The organism is Amycolatopsis sp. MtRt-6, assembly GCF_017308975.1.
GTDB lineage: Bacteria > Actinomycetota > Actinomycetes > Mycobacteriales > Pseudonocardiaceae > Amycolatopsis.
In genome coordinates, this window is record NZ_JADWPD010000017.1 from 183027 (window position 1) to 201947 (window position 18921).

The following is an 18921-nucleotide window of genomic DNA, read 5'->3' on the forward strand; positions in this document are numbered from 1 at the left end:
ACATTGGGTGCGTTGGGCGCACCGAAGGCCACATTGGGGCGCTACCGGGTACCTGCGTCGGGTTCCCGAAATTGTCGGTGGTCGCCGGTAGAGTGGAAAACGGGGGGCGCCCCCGCGGGCGGGCCTCGGCGAGCGGGCCACCCGGGGCGGAGCGGTGTCAGGCCTCTGCGGACAGAGCTTCGGCGATGGGCTGGGGCGGCGTGGCGAACACCTCCGGGGGTTCCGGGAACAGCTTCACCAGCGCCGGGTAGGCGATTGCGGCTGTCAGCAGCGTCACCAGCAGGCTGATGTCCACTCCGCCGGCGATGTTCCGTAGTGGTCCCGTGATCATCGGCGTGTTCGCGCACAGCAACCCCAGCGTCGTCGCCGGGATCCAGGCCGCCATTGCCCGCCAGTTCACCCCGCGGGTGAACCAGTACCGGCCGCCTCGGCGGCCCTCGTTGAACACCTGCAAGTCCGCCACGTCGTAGAACCCGCGTCGCTGCACGAAGCCGATCATCATGATCACCATCCACGGGCTTGTGCACAGCACGATCAGCGTGGCGAACGTGTTGATGCTCGACACCATGTCCAGCACGAAGTTGCCCACGAAGATGAACGCCACGCTCAACGTCCCGATCAGCACTGTTGCCCTGACCCGGGACAGCCGGGGGAAGATCGAACTGAAGTCCAGGCCCGTTCCGTACAGCGACGTCGTTCCCGTCGACAGGCCGCCGATCAGGGCCACCGCTATCAACGGGATGGCGTACCACAGCGGGGAAATCGCCGTCAGGCCCGTGATGTAGTCCGCCGGGTTCGCCACCAGCGTTGCCGTTGCGATGCCGAAGCCGAACGGCAGCAACGTTGCCACCTGGGCCAGGAACGGGGCCGTCAGGAGGGAGCGTTTGCTGAACGAAGCGGGGATGTACCTCGCCCAGTCGCCGAGGAACGCGCCGAACGAGATCGGGTTGGCCAATGCCGTCAGGGCCGCCAACGTGAACGTCGGCCAGAACGTTCCCAGAGCGTACGTTCCCGTTCCTGCATAACCCGGGTCGAACGTGCCGCCGTAAGCGAACACTCCCAGCAACATGATCGCCGTGCCCAGTACCACCGCGATCCGGTTGATCAGGAGCATGAAGCGGTAGCCGTAGATGCACACCACCAACGTGGCGATCGCGATCACGCCGTACGCGGTGGCGCGCAGTACCGCGCCGCCGTCGAAGCCGAACAGCCGCTGGGCCGCGCCCGCCACCGCGTCGCCGCTCACCCAGACCGAGATCGCGAAGAACGTTATTGCCGTCAGCAGGGACAGGAACGAGCCGACACATCTCCCGACCACGCCGAAGTGGGCTCCGGACGACACCGCGTTGTTCGTCCGGGTGCGGGGGCCGAACAACGCCATCGGTGCCAGGACCAGGCCGCCGACCACCACGCCGAGCGCCGTTGCCAGGACCGCGTCGCGGAAGCTCAAGCCGTACGCGATCGGCAACGTTCCCAGGATGATCGTCGCGAACGTGTTCGCGCCGCCGAACGCCAGCCGGAAGAGGTCTCGGGGGCGGGAGGTCTGCTCCGCCGGCGGGATCGGGGCGATGCCGTGGTGCTCGACCTCCGTCACCCGGGTGCTCATGCGAACCTCGTCATCACGTGCTTGACGCGCGTGTACTCGGCGAACGCGTACCCCGACAGGTCCTTGCCGTGGCCGGAATGGCCGAAGCCGCCGTGGGGCATCTCGGCCACCAACGGCCCGTGCGTGTTGACCCACACGCAGCCGAAGTCCAGTTCGGCCGAGACCCGGGCCGCCACCGCGAGGTCGCGCGTCCACACCGACGAGGCCAGCCCGTACGGGACGCCGTTGGCGAGCGCCACGCCGGCGGGTTCGTCCGGAAAGGACTGGACCGTGATCACCGGGCCGAAGATCTCCTCCTGGACGATCTCGTCGTCCTGGCGCACGCCCGAAACCACCGTGGGGGAGAAGTAGAAGCCCTGCGAACCGAACCTGGTGCCGCCGGTCTCGACGCGGGCGTGTGCCGGCAGCCGCGAGATGAGGCCCTCGACGCGGGAGAACTGCGCCGCGCTGTTGAGCGGACCGAAGTCCACGCCCGGCGTCCGCGAAGCCGCGGCCTTGGCCAGCGACGCGACGAAGTCGTCGTGGATCGACTCGTGGACCAGGACCCGGCTGCCCGCCGTGCAGTCCTGGCCCGCGTTGTAGAACGCCGCGTCCACGATGCCCTCGACCGTCGCCGCCAGGTCGACGTCGGGGAACACCAGCAGCGGTGCGTTGCCGCCCAGCTCCAGGTGGGTGCGCTTGAGGTCCGCCGCGGCCACCGTCGCCACGTCGATGCCCGCGCGCGTCGATCCCGTGATCGAGACCAAGGCCGTGATCGGGTGCTTGACCAGGGCTCGGCCGGTGTCGCGGTCGCCGGTCAGCACCGTGAACGCTCCCGGCGGCAGGAAGTCCGCCGCCACCTCGGCCAGCCGCACCGCCGTCGACGGCGTCGTCTCGGCCGGCTTGAGCACCACCGTGTTGCCCGCCGCCAGGGCCGGGGCGATCTTCCAGACCGCCATCATCAGCGGGTAGTTCCACGGGGCGATCTGCGCGCAGACGCCGATCGGCTCGCGGCGGATCACCGACGTGTGGCCCGGCGTGTACTCGCCGGCCGCCGTGCCTTCGAGGTTCCGGGCGGCGCCGGCGAAGAAGCGCAGCGCGCTCACGCACTCCGGGATCTCCTCCTCGAGAACCACAGCGCGGATCTTGCCCGTCTCGCGCACCTCGAGGTCCGCGAACTCCGACGCCCTCGCCTCGAGGGCGTCGGCGATCTTCAGCAGCGCCAGCTGCCGCTGGGCCGGGGTGCTGCGACGCCAGGTCGCAAACGCTTGCGCGGCCGATTCGAGTGCCGCGTCCACTTCGGACTCGGAAGCGACGGGGGAGGTGCCGGACACCTCGCCGGTCGCCGGGTCGGTCAGGTCGAGCGTGCGGGTCATGCCTTCTCCAGGTGGGTCGGCGCGAACAGCTTCAAGAGGGCCGGGAGGACGACGACGGACGGGCCGGGGGTGCGCAGCGCGGCCGCCAGGTCCGCGCTCACGGTGTCCAAAGAAGACAGCCGGGCCGGCACGCCGAAGGAGGACGCCAGCGCGACGAAGTCCGGCCGGGTCAGTTCGGTCGCCGTCGTCCGGCCGAACGTGTCGGTGAGGTACTCGCGGAGGATGCCGTAGCCGCCGTCGTCGACGATCAGCCACGTGACGTCGAGGTCGTGCTGCACCGCCGTGGCCAGCTCGGCGACGCCGTACATCGCGCCGCCGTCGCCGGACACCGCGAGCGTCGGCCGACCCGCTGCCGCGCCGCCGAGGGCACCCGGCAGCCCGTAGCCCAGCCCGCCCGCGCCCTGGGCGGTGTGGATCGGCGCGCCTTCGGGGTTCCACGCCGACCAGGCCCAGTACGCCGCGATCGTCATGTCCCAGAACGTCTGCGTGCCGTCCGGGAGCGCGGCCCGGATGTCGTCGATCAGCTTCCGCTCGGCCGCCAGGTCCTGACCCTCCAACCGGGACTCCACCGCGGACAGCAGCCCCGAAACCGCCTTTTCGGCCCGGCCGTCGGACGCCCGCATCGGCACCCATTCCAGCAGCGCCTGCAGCGTGCGCCGGACGTCGGCGTGGATGCCCAGTCCCGGGTAGTTCGACTCCAGCTTCCCCAGGTCGGCCTCGACCTGGACGACCCGGCCGCGCGGCGCGAACTCGCGGTAGTTGCTGGACAGCTCGCCGAGGCCGGAGCCGAGCACGAGCAGCACGTCGGCCGCGGCGAGGAACTCGGTGGTGTGCCAGTCCTCCAGCCACGACCGCCCGGACAGCTCGTGGTCCCAGCCGAAGACGCCCTTGCCGCCGAACGTCGAGATCACCGGTGCCCGCAACGCTTCCGCGAGCGCCGTCAGCTCCGCGTGTGCTCCCGACCGCAGCGCCCCGCCGCCGGCGAGGATCACCGGGTTCGCCGCCGCGCCCAGCAGCTCCGCCGCCGCCGTCACCAGCTCCGGCAGCGGCTCCAGGGGAACCGGTGCGGCCGACACCGACGTGATCGGCGGGACCCCGGCCGGGCCGAGCAGCACGTCCTGGGGGATCTCGACCCACACCGGGCCGTAGGGCGCGGTCGCCGCCGACGTCCACGCCTCCCGCAGCGCCGTCGGGATCTGGCTCGCGCGCCGCACGACGTGCACCGACTTGACGACGCCGGCGAAGCTCGCCTGCTGGTCGGGCAGTTCGTGCAGGTAGCCGTGCCGGCCGCCGCCGAGCCCGGCGACCGGGACCTGGCTCGAAATGCCGAGCACCGGCACCGACGCCGCGCGCGACTCCTGCAGCGACGCCAGCGTCAGCAGCGCGCCCGGTCCGGTCGAGACGATCAACGGCGTCACCGGCACCGGGCCGTCCGGGTCGGCCGCGAGCCGGGCCCGGGCGTGCCCGTCGGCGGCGAAGGCGAGGTTGTTCTCGACGCGCCCGCTGATCACGCGCAGGTCCTCGGCCCGCCGCAACGCCTCGAACAGGCCCAGCGCGTGCTGGCCCGGCAGGCCGAACACCGTGTCGGCACCCAGCGTCCGCAGGGTCTCGACGACGACGTCGCCGCCGATGCGGCTCATGCGCCCTTCCCCAGGGCCAGCAGGCTCACCAGGTCGTAGGCGACGTGGGAGGCCGCGATGGCGGTGATCTCGGCGTGGTCGTAGGCCGGGGCCAGCTCGACGACGTCCGCGCCGACCAGGTTGAGGTCGCGCAGCCCGCGCAGGATCTCCAGCAGCTCGCGGCTGGTCAGCCCGCCCGCCTCGGGCGTGCCGGTGCCGGGGGCGTGGGCCGGGTCGAGCACGTCGATGTCGACCGAGACGTACAGCGGGCGGTCGCCGATGCGCTGCCGCAGCGCGTCGACCGTCTCGGCGACCCCGCGGCGCATGACGTCGCCGGAGGTGACGATGCCGAAGCCGAGCCGGCGGTCCTCGTCGAGGTCGCGCTTGCCGTACAGCGGCCCGCGCGTGCCGACGTGCGACAGTGCGCTCGTGTCGAGGATGCCCTCCTCCGACGCCCGCCGGAACGGGGTGCCGTGGGTGTACGGCTCGCCGAAGTAGGTGTCCCAGGTGTCGAGGTGGGCGTCGAAGTGCAGCAGCGCGACGGGTCCGTGCTGCTTCGCCGCCGCGCGCAGCAGCGGCAGCGCGATGGTGTGGTCGCCGCCGACGGTCACCAGCCGCGTGCCGTCCGCCTGCAGTGCCTCGGCTTCCTGCTGCAGCGTCTCGATCGCCTCGCCGATGTTGAACGGGTTGACGGCGATGTCACCCGCGTCCACGACCTGCTTCTCGGCGAACGGCGAGACGTCCAGTTCGGGGTGGTACGGCCGCAGCAGCCGGCTCGCCTCGCGGACGGCGGCCGGGCCGAACCGCGCGCCGGGCCGGTAGGACACGCCGGAGTCGAAGGGCACCCCGACGACGGCGACGTCGGCGCGCTCGACCTGGTCGATCCGCGGCAGCCGCGCGAAGGTCGCGAAGCCGGCGAACCGGGGGATGCGCGACGAGTCGAGGGGTCCGATGTTAGGCACTGGTGGGCTCCTGTTCCCGGTTCTCGATGGGTGCTTCCTGGCCGCTCAGGCGGCGGGTCCAGACGGACAGAACGGCCTCGGAGGTGCGGGGGGTGGCGTAGCTGACCGCCAGGTAGACGACCAGGCTCGCGCCGAGGCCCCAGTAGATCGGGGTGTTGGCGGCCACGCCGTCGATGATCATGAACGCGATGACCGAGATCGTGCCGGCCACCATCGACGCGTACGCGCCCTGCCGCGTGCCGCGCTTCCAGAACAGCGCGCCGACGATCGCCACCAGCAGGCCGCCGACCAGGATGTCGTAGGCGATGGTGAGCGCGTTGACGACGTCGTCGACCACCATCGCGATGCCGATGGCCAGCAGGCCGAGCAGCAGCGTGGCGATCCGGTTGCGGCTGACTTCGCCGCCCTTCTTCAGGCCGAGCTTGGTCAGCAGGTCCGACGTCGTGGTGGTGGAACACGCGATCAGCGCGCCGCTGGCCGTCGACATCATCGCCGACAGCGCGGCGGCCAGGACCAGGCCGCGGACGCCGGTCGGCAGCAGCCGCTCGACGATCGTCGCGAAGGCGTCCTGCGCGCTGGCGATGTCCGGGTAGAGCGTGTGGGCGGCGGTGCCGATCAGGGCGCCGGCCAGGCCGTAGACCAGGCAGTAGACGCCGGAGGTGATGCCGCCGGACGTCGCGATCGCGGGCGTGCGGGCGGTGAACACGCGCTGCCAGATGTCCTGGCCGATCAGCAGGCCGAAGGTGTAGATCACGAAGTACGTGATGATCGTGTCGGTGCCGATCGAGGTGAAGCTGAAGAAGCTCGCGTCGAGCTTGGCGCTCATGCCGTCGAAGCCGCCGGCGGAGGTGACCGCCACCGGCAGCAGGATCAGCAGGATGCCGATGGTCTTGATGACGAACTGGGCGATGTCGGTGAGCGTGATCGACCACATGCCGCCGAGCACCGAGTAGAGCACCACGATCGAGCCGCCGATCGCGATCCCGGCCCAGTTCGGCAGGTCGAACAGCACCTTGAAGATCGTCGCGAACGCCAGCGTCGAGGTCACCGTGAGCATCAGCGTGTAGCCCCACATGACGACCCCGGACACCGCGCTGGTGCGGCCGCCGTAGCGCAGGTCGAGCATCTCGCCGACGGTGTAGACCTTCAGCCGGACCAGCCGCCGCGCGAACAGCGCGTGCAGCACCAGGATGCCGACGCCGATGCTGACGACCAGCCACATGCCGGAGATGCCGTAGGTGTAGCCGAGCTTCACGCCGCCGACCGTCGACGCGCCGCCGAGGACGACCGCCGACATCGTGCCGGAGTACATGAACCAGCCCAGCCGCCGCCCGGCGACCAGGTAGTCGGACTTCGTCTTCGCGAGCCGGAGGCCGTACCAGCCGACCCCGAGCATGGCCGCGATGTACAGCGCGATCACTGCGTAGTCGCCGGTCACGGTGTCCTCCTCACGTCGTTTCGGGTCACCGTAGGTTCGCCCGCCACTCCTCCGGCATGGGATGATTCGTCCCTATGTCGACTTGAGTGAGGACGAAATGGCCACATTCCCGGAGTCGTTGCCCACCGAGGTGAATGTCCCGTTACGGGACGTGGTCGGCAACCGGGAGCTGGCCCTGGAAGTCGTCCCGGAGACGCTGCGGCCGGGCGCGCTGGACCTGCCCGTGCGCTGGGCCCACGTCAGCGAGCTGGAGGACCCGGCGCCCTACCTGCTGGGCGGCGAGCTGATCCTCACCGCGGGCGTCAACCTGCCGGAGCGGATCGACCGGTACGTGCGCGGGCTGCGGGACGCCGGCGTGACGGCGCTGGGCTTCGGCCTCACCCCGTCGGTGCACGAGACGCTGCCGGAGTCCCTGCGCCGGGCCTGCGCGCGCCGCGGGCTGCCGCTGCTGGTGGTGCCGTCGCGGACGCCGTTCCTGGCGGTCAACCGGGCCGTCTCGGTCGCGCTGACCGAGGCCGGGCAGCGCGACCAGCGGCGGATCACGGCGGCCCGCGAGACGCTGACGCGCGCGGCGGGTGGCGGGCTCGGCGAGCTGACGTCGGCGCTGGCGGCGGTGCTGCGGTCCTGGGTCGCCCTGGTCGGCGCCGGGGACGTGCTGGCCGCGGCGCACGACGCGCCCGCGCCGCTGCCGCCGGCGGTGCGGGAGCTGATGGCGACCGTGCGGGCGGGCAGCGGGATCCGGAGCGCGACGACCGAGACCGGCGGCGGGTTCGTCGTCGTCCAGCCGGTGTACCCGCAGGCCACGGCGTCGCACCTGGTGGTCGTGGGCCGGGCCCGGCGGCTCGACGGCGCCGAGCGCGCGATCCTCGCCGTCGGCGCGGCCCTGCTCGGCCTGGTCGGCCGCGCGGGCTCGGACACGGCCGAGCTGGGCGCGGCGGCCACCGGCCTGCTGCTCGGCCGGACGTCGCCCGGGGAGGTCGCCCGGGCCCTGCTGGGGGCGGACGTCGTCCGGCTGGTCGCCGGGGCGGCGTACCGGCGTGGCCCGGACGAGGTGGCCCAGCGCCCGGACTGGCTGCGGGCCCGGCTGGACACGCCGCTGGTTTCGGTGTCACCCGGGCGGTTCGTGGCCGTGGCCGGGGCCGTCCCGCTTCCGGTGCTGGAGGACCTGCGCGCACACGGCTGGCTGGCGGCGGTGGGTTCGCCGGTGCCCGCTTCCGGGGCGGCTTCGGCTGGGGCGGAGGTGGAGCTGCTGCTTTCGCGGGCGCTCGCGCTCGGCCGCCCGGTCGTGGCCGGGAGCGGGCCGCTCGACTTCGACGCGTTGCTGGACCCGGGTGCCTCCCGGGGATTCGCTTCGCAGGCCCTGGAGCCGTTGGTGGCGCTGGACCGCGCGGGGGACCGGTCGCTCGTGCTGACGTTGCGGACGTGGCTGGCCCACCACGGCGGCTGGGAGCCGACGGCGGCCGAGCTGGGCGTGCACCGCAACAGCGTCCGGCACCGGATCGCCCAGGTGGAGAAGGCATTGGGGGTGGACTTGGCGGACCCCGAGACCCGGATGCGGCTGTGGTTCGCGCTGCGGTGGGCGCCCGGCCCGTAGCGCCCCAATGTGGCCTTCGGTGCGTTCAACGCACCGAAGGCCGCCTTGGGTGCGTTCAACGCAACCAAGGCCACATTGGGGCGCTGGATGGCACAGGGTCCTTAAAGGGCGCTCTCAGGAAAATATGGGATTGTGGGCTCGTGCGAGTTTTGGTAGTCGAGGACGAAGAACCCCTGGCCGACGCGATCGCCCGCGGGCTGCGCCGTGAGGGGATGGCGGTGGACGTCGCGCTCACCGGGGACGACGGGCACGAGAAGGCCGCCGTCACGCGGTACGATGTCGTGCTGCTCGACCGGGACCTGCCCGGGATGTCCGGCGACGAGCTGTGCCGGGAGATCGTCGCGTCCGGGGAGCTGACCCGGGTGCTGATGCTCACCGCGAGCAGCTCGGTGTCAGACCGTGTCGACGGGCTGTCGCTCGGCGCCGACGACTACCTCGCCAAGCCGTTCGCCTTCCCCGAGCTGGTCGCGCGGGTGCGGGCGCTGGGCCGCCGGGCCACGCCGGCCGCGCCGCCGCTGCTCACCGCCGGGGACGTCGAGCTCGACCCGGCGAAGCGGACCGTCCGGCGCGCGAGCGGGCCCGTCGAGCTGACGCGCAAGGAGTTCGGCGTCCTCGAAGTGCTGCTGCAGGCGGCCGGGTCCGTCGTCAGCAGCGAGGAGCTGCTGGAGCGCGTCTGGGACGAGAACGCCGACCCGTTCACCACGACCGTCCGGGTCACCGTCATGACGCTGCGCAAGAAGCTCGGCGAGCCGGGGATCATCGAGACCGTCGTCGGCTCCGGGTACCGGGTGCCGGAACCCGGCACACCGCAGCGCGCGTGAACCTGCCGGGCACGCGCACCCTCCGCGCCCGGATCACCCTGCTGGCGACCGTGCTGGTCGCCGCCGTCAGCCTGCTGCTGCTCTGGCTGGCCTGGACGCTGGTGCGGGACTCGCTCGACGCCGTCCCGCAGATGCCGCCGGGCAGCAAGGTGGTCGTCGACGGCGTCGAGGTCGACGCCTCGACGCTCGCCGAGCACCTGCGCGTGCACGCCCGCGACCGGATGCTGCTGTTCGGCTCGATCGCGTTCCTGCTGGTGGTGGCGGCCGCGGCGATCCTCGCCTGGACGTTCACCTCGCGCGTGCTGCTCCCGCTGCGCGAGATCACCGGCACCGCGCGGCGGCTGTCGGTCGAGTCGCTGGGGGAGCGGATCGGCGAGATCCGCTCCCGCGACGAGCTGGCCGAGCTGGCGAGCACGTTCGACGACATGCTCGACCGGCTCCAGGCCGCCTTCGACGCGCAACGCCACTTCGTCGCCAACGCGAGTCACGAGCTGCGGACGCCGTTGTCGGTGATCCGCACGGAACTCGACGTCACCCTCGCCGACGACGACGCCGACGAAGCCGAGCTGCGCCGGATGGCCGGCGTGGTCCGCGACGCGACCGAGCGGGCCGGGCAGCTGGTCAACTCCCTGCTGCTGCTGGCCCGCACCGACGGCGCCGGGCTCGGCGTGCACGAGCCGGTGGACCTGGCGGTGGTCGTCGACCGGGCGTGGCGGGCGGTGCACCGCGAAGCTTCGCAACGCGGCATCCAGGCGTCGTTCACGACGCCGCCGGCGCCGGCGTTCGGCGACCCGGCGCTGCTGGAGCGGATCGCGGGCAACCTGCTGGAGAACGCGGTCCGCCACAACGTCGACGGCGGCTGGCTGGAGGTCGTGACGCAGCCGGGGCCGCGGTGGTCGACGCTGCGGGTCCGGTCGTCGGGCGGCCTGGTCGACCCGGCGGCGGTGCCGGAGCTGTTCGAGCCGTTCCGTCGTGCGGGCGTGGCCCGCACGGCCCGCCACGGCGCGGGCCTGGGCCTGTCGATCGTCCGGGCCGCGGTGTCGGCCCACGGCGGAACGGTGACGGCCGAGCCGATCGTGGGCGGCGGCCTCGGCGTGACGGTCCACCTCCCGGTCCGCTGACCGAGCGTCAACAGGCTTCTGACCGAGCGTCAACAGGCTTCTCACGTGACTGGAGAGGCATCACGCGTGATCAGCGGGGTATGACCCCGCCAGTCACGCGTGATGCCCGCTCAGTCACGCGAGATGCCTCGCGGCGCCCAGGGCGAGGCCGGCGCGGAGGACTCCGGCCGCGTGCAGCATGGCCGCGCGGGCGTCCGGGTCCACGCCCACCCGGTTCGCGAAGCCGTGGAGCTGGCCTTCGTGACGTCGGTGGACCAACGGGACTCCGGCGGACTCGAGCCGGGCCGCGTAGGCCTCGCCTTCGTCGCGGAGGAGGTCGAAGCCGCACGTGGCCACGTACGTCGGGGGGAGACCCTCGAGACTGTCGTCGTAGAGAACCGACGCGCGGGGATCCTGGTACTGGGCCGGGTCGCGCACGTACTGCTCGCGGTACCAGGCCCACTCGTCCCGGTCCAGGCGGAAGCCCGAGCCGAACTGCCGGTGCGACAGAGTCGAGCCGAGCGCGTCCGTCGCCGGCGTGAGCAGGAGGCTGAACGCCGGCCGCGGCAGCTCGTCGCGGGCCGCCGCGTGGGCGACCACCGCCGCCAGGTTGCCGCCGCTGCTGTCGCCGCCCACCGCCAGGCGGGCCGGGTCCACGCCGAAGTCCGCCGCGTGCTCGTGGACGAAAGCGAACGCCGCCACCGCGTCCGACGCCGCCGCGGGGAACGGGTGTTCCGGGGCGAGCCGGTAGCCGATCGACACCACCCGCACGCCGGCTTCCTCGGCGAGCAGCCGGCACGCGCCTTCGTGCGTGTCGATGCTGCCGAGCACGAACCCGCCGCCGTGGAAGTACACGATCGCCGGGCTCGGCGCCGGCACCCCGGCCGGTTCGTACAGCCGCAGCGGCAACGGCCCGTCCGGGCCGGGCCACGACGCGTCGCGGGTCCGGACGCCGGGGCAGATCCCGGCCCCGGCGAGCGCGCCCGCCAGGTTCAGCTCCGTCCGGGCCCGGGACAGGCTGCCGTTCTGGTGTGGCGCGTCGAACGGCGCCAACCGGGACACCCGCATCAACACACGGGCGGAAACCACCGGCTGCCGCCCGTCCACCACCACCGGACGGCCGGCGATCACGCGCAGCACGGGCGAAGGTAGCCGGAGCAGGAAGCGCAACCCGGTCATGATCGACCACACGAGCATTTTTCTCACACCGTATACAATGGACACTGGTGCAAGGTTTTTCAACAAATATCCGCAAAAAGCGGATTCGCGTACAGCCACAGGTCGTCGAACGGGTTGGCTTGGCCGACGACGTCCGGCGTCGGCTCGGCGTCGCCGTTCGAGCCCCGGACGCGGAAGTAGAACGGCTCGCGCACGTTCCGGAAGGTGTGCCGGAACACGACCTGACGCCCCGGCGCCCAGCGCGGCTCGAACGACTCGACGACCCGCGTACCCGGCGCGGTCATCGTGTCGCGGTCGGCGACCGGGCCGGTCACCGGCCCCGCGACGACGTCCAGGCGCGCCAGCCGCGGCACCGAGCCGCCGCCGTTCGGCCGCGACGCCAGTCGCGCGCGCACGACGACCGTGACGTCCGAGCCGCGCCGCACCCGCAGGCGCCCGCCCAGTGTCGCCGCGGAGCCACCGCTGTACGCGCCGACCTCGAGCTCGGAGACCAGGCCGCCGTGCGAGCCCCAGATCCGGCCCGCACGCAGGCCGTCCAGGACGCCTTCGAGGCTGCGCCGCGTGACGCCGACGTGCGTGCGGCTGAACTCACCCGGGTAGAAGTCCGCGTAGGGTGCGGCCAGCTGCGGCGTGCCCGCGTCGACCGGGTCGGGGAACTTCCCGTGCGTGTCGTACCAGTCGCCCGGCACGTCCGGGCGGACCAGCGTGTCGCCGCGGTTGTAGTGCGAGTCGGAGTTCGTGGTGATCCACCACGGCTTCCCCTCGGCGAGCAGCGAGTCCCACAGGCCGCCGACCTTCGCCGTCGCCCAGTCCCAGCCGCCGTGCGTCCGGTACGCCTCGGCCGGGTAGCCCGGCCACGAGTTCGGGCCGGGGCTGTTGATGTAGCCGCCGCGCGCGCCGCCGTTGCCGAGCGGCTTCGGGAAGCCGTCCGCCTGGGCGCCGGGCGCGCCTTCCATGCCGATGACGATGCCCGGCGCGGCGTCGCGGTAGGCCCGCAGCTCGTGCGGGGCGACGCGGCCGTTGCGCAGCGGGTGGTTGATCAGCACGACCGGGGCGTGGATCCGCCGCGCGCGTTCGGAGTCGGAGAGCCAGCGCAACGCCCGCAGCGCGAGGGCCTCGTTCGCCGGGCTCGACGCCTCCGAGTTCGTCAGCCGCCAGTCGAAGGCCCGCTCGAACTCGCGCAGCTTCGCGGCCTGCTGGTCCCCGGCCTGGAAGAAGACCGTCGCGTGCTCGGCGCCCGGGACGTTCCACTCCAGGCCGTGCCACAGCAGCAGATCCGGGTACTTCCGCCGGGCGGCGCGGAAGTCGGCTTCGGTGGGCTCGACCGACACCTTCTCGTGCTCGGCGTGGCCGTGGTCGGTGAAGACGATCCAGTCCGCGCCGTGCGCCCGGCCGCCGCGCGCGATGTCGTCGATCCGGTACATCGCGTCGTAGGAGTACTGGCTGTGCGTGTGGTGGTCGCCCACCAGCCACTGGTAGCGGCCGCACAGCCGGCCCAGGTCGAGATCGGGGAGAGCAGGGGCCGGGAGGGGCACGCCCGCGGCGGCGGCCGCGAGGCCGGCACCCTTGAGGAAGCGGCGTCGATCGGTGGTCACGGCGGGACGCTAAGCCGCCGGGGTGAACGGGCGGTGTCCCGGCGGCCAACTGTGCTGTGATCTTCGGTGTGGAGGAGAAGCCCCTGGCCCGGACGCTGCCGCCGGTGATCGCGCTGGCACTGGCCGCGGGCGTGGGGCTGGCGTTCTTCATCGCCGCGCTCGTCCGGCCACCCGAACTGCCGGTCGACACGAACCCGGCGCCGCTGGCCGGCCACACGCTGTGCGCCGCGGTCGTGGTGACCTTTTTGTCCGATGAGGACATGCGGGCCGCGCTGCCGGCCTTCCGCGAAGACCCGAAGGCCCGGCGGGTGTTCGTCGACCCGCCGTCGGTGTCGCTGCTCGCCGTCCCGGGCACCGACCTGAAGGCCTGGGCGCTCCAGCTGCACGCCCGCTTCCGGACCGAACGCGTGTCGGTGATCGACTCCGACACGACGGCGGCGCAGCTGAAACTCACTGCGCCGCCGCCGAAGTGCCCGCGTGCGGGCGAGTACTAGCGCGTCGGGACCGAAGCCACGCCCGGGGCGAGGAACGGCTTGCCGTTCACCCGCTCGGACACGCCGGAGCGGTCCAGGTACGGCGTGATGCCGCCGTTCCAGAACGGCCAGCCGGCGCCGAGGATCAGGCACAGGTCGATGTCCTGCGCCTCGGCGACCACGCCCTCGTCGAGCATGATCCGGATCTCTTCGGCGATCGCGGCCAGCGCGCGGTCGCGCACCTGCTCCGAAGTGGACGGCTTGTCGCCCTGCGTCCACAGCTCGACGACCTCGGGGTCCGCCGACTGATTGCCCTGGGCGTCCCAGATCCAGACGCCCTTCTTGCCCGCCTTGACGAACTTCGCGAGGTTCTCGGACACGGTGAACCGGTCCGGGAACGACTCGTGCAGCGTCTCGCCGACGTGCAGCGCGATGGCCGGGCCGACGAGCTGCATCAGCGTCAGCGGCGTCATCGGCAGGCCCAGCGGCTCGAGGGCCTTGTCCGCGACGTCGAACGGCGTGCCCTCGTCGACGGTGACCAGCACCTCGCCGAGGAAGCGCAGCAGGAGCCGGTTGACGACGAACGCCGAGGCGTCCTTCACCAGCACGCTGGACTTCTTCAGCTGCTTGCCGACCGAGAACGCCGTCGCCAGGGACGCGTCGTCGGTCTGCTCGCCGCGGACGATCTCCAGCAGCGGCAGCACGGCCACCGGGTTGAAGAAGTGGAAGCCGACCACGCGCTCGGGGTGCTGCAGCTTCGACGCCATCGCGGTGATCGACAGCGACGAGGTGTTCGTCGCCAGGATCGCCTCGGGCTTGACGTGCTGCTCCAGCTCGGCGAACACCTGCTGCTTGACGCCCAGCTCCTCGAAGACGGCTTCGATGACGAAGTCGGCGTCGGAGAACGCGGCCTTGTCGAGCGAGCCGGTGACCAGGGCCTTGAGCCGGTTCGCGGCGTCCGGGGAGAGGCGCTTCTTGCCCAGGAGCTTGTCGATCTCGGCGTGGACGTACCCGACGCCCTTGTCGACGCGCTCCTGGTCGACGTCGGTCAGCACGACCGGCACCTTCAGGCGGCGCACGAACAGCAGCGCGAGCTGGCTGGCCATCAGGCCGGCGCCGACGATGCCGACCTTGTTGACCTTGCGGGCCAGGGACTTGTCCGGCGCGCCGGCCGGGCGCTTGGCGCGCTTGTTGACCAGGTTGAACGAGTACAGCCCGGCGCGCAGGACGTCGGACATGAGCAGCTCGGCGAGGCCGTCGGTCTCGGCCGCGTAGCCGCGGTCGAGGTCGTTCTCCCGGGCCAGCTCCAGCAGCTCGACGGCCTTGGTCGCACCCGGCGAGGCGCCGTGGGTGCGGCCGTCCACAATGGACTTGGCGCGGGCGATGGCCGCGTCCCAGGCCGAACCGCGGTCGATCTCGCGGCGCTCCGGGGTGATCTCGCCGTTGACGACGCGGGCCAGCCACAGCAGCGACTGCTCGAGGTAGTCGGCCGAGCCGAAGACCGCGTCGACGATGCCGAGCTCGGCCGCCTGCTTGACGTTCAGCATCTTGTTCTGCGCCAGGGCGTTCTCGATGATCACCGTGACGGCGGCGTCGGCGCCGATGAGGTTCGGCAGCAGCTGCGTGCCGCCCCAGCCCGGGAACAGGCCGAGGAAGACCTCGGGGAAGGCGATGGCGGCGGTGTTCTCCGACAGCGTCCGGTAGTGGCAGGACAGCGCCAGCTCCAGGCCGCCGCCCATGACCGCGCCGTTGACGAAGCCGAACGTCGGGATCTTCGATTCGGTGAGGCGGCGGAACACGTCGTGCCCGGTCTGGGCGATCTCGCGCGCCAGCGCCGGGTCGCTGACCTGCTCGACACCGGACAGGTCGGCGCCGACGGCGAAGATGAACGGCTTGCCGGTGACGGCGATCGCGGCCGGCTCGGCGGCGAAGGCCTCGTCCAGCGCGGTGTTCAGCGACACCAGGCCCTGCGGGCCGAAGGTGTTCGGCCGGGTGTGGTCGTGGCCGTTGTCGAGCGTGATCAGCGCGACCTGCTTGGCGAGACCAGGCACCTTGATCAGGCGGGTCTTCGCGTGGGTGACGACCTCGTCCGGGAACGCGGCCTTCGCTGCTTCAGCGGTGAAAGTCATTACTTCGCCCCCTCGAAGGCCGGGTTCTCCCAGATCACGGTGCCGCCCATGCCGATGCCGATGCACATCGTGGTCATGCCGTACCGCACGTCGGGCCGCTCGGCGAACTGGCGGGCCAGCTGCGTCATGAGCCGGACGCCGGACGACGCCAGCGGGTGGCCGCAGGCGATGGCGCCGCCCCACTGGTTGACGCGCGGGTCTTCGTCGTCGATGCCGAAGTGGTCGAGGAAGGCGAGCACCTGCACGGCGAAGGCCTCGTTGATCTCGAACAGGCCGATGTCGTCGATGGACAGGCCGGTGCGCTTGAACAGCTTCTCGGTGGCGGGCACCGGGCCGATGCCCATGACCTCCGGCTCGACGCCGGCGAAGGAGTAGCCGACCAGCCGCATGGCGACCGGCAGGCCCAGCTCGCGGGCGGTTTCCTCGTCGGCGAGGATCGACGCGGTCGCGCCGTCGTTGAGGCCCGCGGCGTTGCCCGCGGTGACCCGGCCGAAGGGCCGGAACGGCGTCTTGAGGTTCGCCAGCTGCTCGACGGTGGTGCCCGGCCGCGGCGGCTCGTCCTCGGTGGCCAGGCCCCAGCCGAGCTCGGCGGACCGGGTGGCGACGGGAACCAGCTCGGGGCCGATCTTGCCGGTCTTGACGGCTTCGGCGTACTTCTCCTGGCTGCGCGCGGCGTAGGCGTCGGTGCGCTGCTTGGTGATGGCCGGGAAGCGGTCGTGCAGGTTCTCGGCGGTCTGGCCCATGACGAGCGCGGTGGGGTCGACGAGCTTGTCGGCGATGATCCGCGGGTTCGGGTCGACGCCTTCGCCCATCGGGTGCCGGCCCATGTGCTCGACACCACCGGCGATGGCGATGTCGTAGGCGCCGAAGCCGATGCCGGACGCGGCGGTGGTGACGGCCGTCATGGCGCCGGCGCACATGCGGTCGATGGCGAAGCCGGGCACGGACTTGGGCAGCCCGGCCAGCAGCGCGGCGGTGCGGCCGATGGTCAGGCCCTGGTCACCGGTCTGGGTGGTGGCGGCGATGGCCACCTCGTCGACGCGCTCGGGCGGCAGTTCGGGGTGCCGCCGCAGCAGCTCGCGGATGGCGTTGACGACGAGGTCGTCGGCCCGGGTCCCGGCGTAGATGCCCTTGTCGCCGGCCTTGCCGAAGGGGGTGCGGACCCCCTCGACGAAGGCGACATTGCGCACGCCTCGCGCGGTCGGCGCGAGCGGCGTTGCTGGTGCGGCCACGAATGCTCCATGAAGTAGACGTTCACTCAAGGGGGTCCGGGTGGCGGAGCCCCCGGCCCGGGGCGGAGCCCCGGTTGTCACAGCCGCACGATAGCCCTTGTTACCCACCGGTAACCAGTGGTGTGGCCCGGTCGAGTGGGCTACGGCACACTCTGGGGCTCCAGCGTCCGTCCTTTCACGAGCCACGCGACGCCGAACGCCTCCACGGCGACGGCCTCCAGCCACAGCGCCGGGTGCAGGTCCGGGGTGAGCCCGAGGTACTTCGAGAACGCGATGAGCACCAGGCAGGCGAGGATCACGCCCCCGCAGACGCGGTAGAGCGTGCCGAACCGCTCCGGCTGCTCGCCGTCGTGGGGGAACAGCCGCAGGCAGAAGTAGGCGAGGGAGAGGAAGAACACGGCCGCGAACGCGAGGTGCAGGACGCCGGCCGTCCGGTCCCAGGTTGTCACGTCGTGGTCGGGGGTCGTCGGGAACAGCGCCAGCCCGATCGCGCCGAGCCCGGCGACCGTGCTGGCGATGTTGTCGATCGAGTCGTGGCCGTAGTAGGCGAGGAGGAACACGCCGGCCGCGCACATCGAGCCGACCAGGACGTCGCGGAGGTCGGTGTAGTAGTAGCTGCTGAGCGAGCCCGCGACGTCGCCGCCCTGGACGAGCTGCTTGCCGAGGATGAGGACGAACGGCAGCGCGAGGCCGATGAGCCCGATGGCGCGCCGGAGGAACAGGTACGAATGAACGAGGGTCTGTTGCGGGGATGTGGTCGCCGTGGTCATGGCCGCCTCCGGGGGTTCACTCAGGTGAATCGGCGGTGAGGTGCCCACGGGTGAGGCTTGTTACCGCGGAGTTGTCCAAGTTCTCAGCTGATCGTTACGCAGTTCGGCGAAGGTGCCGTCGCGGTGGGCGATCGGCGTGAACCCGGGCAGGAACCCGATCCGCGCCCCTTCGGCCGGGTCCCAGACCTCGAGCCCGGCTTCGGCGGCCACGTGGAGCAGGCCGCCGTGCCCCCACATCCGCCCGGCGGGCCCGGCGAACATCCCGGTTCGGCGGCCGGTCGCGACGTCGTAGAGCGTGACGCCGTCGGTGTCCTGCAGCGCGACGGTGTTCTCGTCCAGCCAAGCGATCGGGGTGTTCCAGGTGTCGCCGCGGTCGGCGAGGTGGCGTCCGTGTTCGGCCGCGTGCCGGTCGCCGGCCAGCCAGGCGGTGAGGTCGACGGCCAGGGGGATGCCGACGGGGTGCCAGGCCCAGCCGTCGATGACGAGCCACCGCTCGGACGGGCTCGGGTGGAGTGCGCCCTGGAAGTAGTCGAGGTAGTGCTCGGATTCCGGCTCTTCGGGCCGTGGTGGCGCGGTTTCCCGGTCGGTCAGCAGCTCCCCGCCGGGCAGGGCGAACACGTCCAGGCGGTTCCAGTCGGTGCCCGCGACCACCTTCGCCGTCTCGCCCTCGCCGAGGAAGGCCAGCGGGTACCGGGTGAGCTCGTTGTCGCTCCAGTCCCGGTCGAGGTCGAGCACCGTGACCCACTCGTCGAGGTCGACGACCGTGGCGAACTGGCCGTACTCGGAGACCACCGCCGCGAACCGCCCGTCCCGCGAGGCGTGCAGGCCGCGGCGGGGGCGGTCGGGGATGTCGCGGATGTCCTCGTAGGTCTCTTCGGGCAGCTCGACCGGCCCGACGAGCCACTGGTCGTCGTCGGTGATCCGGACGAAGCCTTCCGCGGTGAGCGCGAGCCAGTGCCCGGGCATCGGGGCCAGGCAGCCGTCGTTCAGCGGCCGGACCGGGCAGGGCCGCGTCGCCCAGGTTCCGGGCAGGGTGTTCACCACTTCA

General features: G+C 72.0%; 15 protein-coding genes. 4 read left to right on the forward strand and 11 right to left on the reverse strand.

Annotated features, from left to right (window positions below; translation table 11 throughout):
* Window positions 1-157: 157 nt before the first annotated feature.
* From I4Q55_RS27365 to I4Q55_RS27385, 5 genes are read right to left on the reverse strand one after another with little or no spacing between them, the layout of a single operon-like run.
* On the reverse strand, window positions 158-1606 hold the full coding sequence (locus I4Q55_RS27365) for a cytosine permease (protein ID WP_206791586.1): 1449 nt from the start codon (window positions 1604-1606) through the stop codon (window positions 158-160).
* A complete protein-coding gene (locus I4Q55_RS27370; protein ID WP_206791587.1) occupies window positions 1603-2961 on the reverse strand; it encodes an aminobutyraldehyde dehydrogenase in 1359 nt (452 codons plus the stop codon). Before I4Q55_RS27370 ends, I4Q55_RS27365 begins: the two co-directional genes overlap by 4 nt.
* A complete protein-coding gene (locus I4Q55_RS27375; RefSeq protein ID WP_206791588.1) occupies window positions 2958-4601 on the reverse strand; it encodes a thiamine pyrophosphate-binding protein in 1644 nt (547 codons plus the stop codon). Before I4Q55_RS27375 ends, I4Q55_RS27370 begins: the two co-directional genes overlap by 4 nt.
* Entirely contained in the window at window positions 4598-5542 is a 945-nt protein-coding gene (speB, locus tag I4Q55_RS27380) for an agmatinase (RefSeq protein ID WP_206791589.1), read from the reverse strand. Before speB ends, I4Q55_RS27375 begins: the two co-directional genes overlap by 4 nt.
* On the reverse strand, window positions 5535-6980 hold the full coding sequence (locus tag I4Q55_RS27385; RefSeq protein ID WP_206791590.1) for a sodium:solute symporter: 1446 nt from the start codon (window positions 6978-6980) through the stop codon (window positions 5535-5537). The genes speB and I4Q55_RS27385 overlap by 8 nt, the downstream gene beginning before the upstream one ends.
* Window positions 6981-7077: 97 nt before the next feature.
* Between I4Q55_RS27385 and I4Q55_RS27390 the strand changes: the two genes are divergently transcribed.
* From I4Q55_RS27390 to I4Q55_RS27400, 3 genes are all read left to right on the forward strand, one after another.
* Window positions 7078-8574 carry a PucR family transcriptional regulator gene (locus tag I4Q55_RS27390; RefSeq protein ID WP_206791592.1) on the forward strand — a complete coding sequence of 499 codons (1497 nt, stop codon included), beginning with the start codon at window positions 7078-7080 and terminating at the stop codon, window positions 8572-8574.
* A 140-nt stretch (window positions 8575-8714) separates the two neighbouring features.
* On the forward strand, window positions 8715-9395 hold the full coding sequence (locus tag I4Q55_RS27395; protein WP_043781112.1) for a response regulator transcription factor: 681 nt from the start codon (window positions 8715-8717) through the stop codon (window positions 9393-9395).
* Entirely contained in the window at window positions 9392-10516 is a 1125-nt protein-coding gene (locus I4Q55_RS27400) for a cell wall metabolism sensor histidine kinase WalK (protein WP_206791594.1), read from the forward strand. The genes I4Q55_RS27395 and I4Q55_RS27400 overlap by 4 nt, the downstream gene beginning before the upstream one ends.
* Window positions 10517-10630: 114 nt before the next feature.
* On the opposite strand, the gene I4Q55_RS27405 is transcribed toward I4Q55_RS27400, so the two are convergent.
* Window positions 10631-11692: an alpha/beta hydrolase gene (locus tag I4Q55_RS27405; protein ID WP_242546852.1), complete on the reverse strand. Its 1062-nt coding sequence runs from the start codon at window positions 11690-11692 to the stop codon at window positions 10631-10633.
* A gap of 41 nt (window positions 11693-11733) precedes the next feature.
* Window positions 11734-13269 (reverse strand): PHP domain-containing protein, encoded by a 1536-nt coding sequence (locus I4Q55_RS27410; protein ID WP_206791596.1) that lies wholly within the window; start codon window positions 13267-13269, stop codon window positions 11734-11736.
* A 68-nt stretch (window positions 13270-13337) separates the two neighbouring features.
* Between I4Q55_RS27410 and I4Q55_RS27415 the strand changes: the two genes are divergently transcribed.
* A complete protein-coding gene (locus I4Q55_RS27415) occupies window positions 13338-13763 on the forward strand; it encodes a hypothetical protein (RefSeq protein ID WP_307793316.1) in 426 nt (141 codons plus the stop codon).
* Here I4Q55_RS27415 and I4Q55_RS27420 read toward each other — a convergent pair.
* The 4 genes from I4Q55_RS27420 to I4Q55_RS49405 all read right to left on the reverse strand — a co-directional run bounded on the left by I4Q55_RS27420 (window position 13760) and on the right by I4Q55_RS49405 (window position 18914).
* Window positions 13760-15871: a 3-hydroxyacyl-CoA dehydrogenase NAD-binding domain-containing protein gene (locus tag I4Q55_RS27420; RefSeq protein ID WP_206791600.1), complete on the reverse strand. Its 2112-nt coding sequence runs from the start codon at window positions 15869-15871 to the stop codon at window positions 13760-13762. The genes I4Q55_RS27415 and I4Q55_RS27420 overlap by 4 nt on opposite strands.
* Entirely contained in the window at window positions 15871-17061 is a 1191-nt protein-coding gene (locus I4Q55_RS27425) for a thiolase family protein (protein WP_206791641.1), read from the reverse strand. The genes I4Q55_RS27420 and I4Q55_RS27425 overlap by 1 nt, the downstream gene beginning before the upstream one ends.
* A 182-nt stretch (window positions 17062-17243) precedes the next feature.
* Entirely contained in the window at window positions 17244-17873 is a 630-nt protein-coding gene (locus I4Q55_RS27430; RefSeq protein WP_206791602.1) for a DUF998 domain-containing protein, read from the reverse strand.
* A 60-nt stretch (window positions 17874-17933) separates the two neighbouring features.
* Window positions 17934-18914 (reverse strand): hypothetical protein, encoded by a 981-nt coding sequence (locus tag I4Q55_RS49405; protein WP_307793317.1) that lies wholly within the window; start codon window positions 18912-18914, stop codon window positions 17934-17936.
* Window positions 18915-18921: the final 7 nt, after the last annotated feature.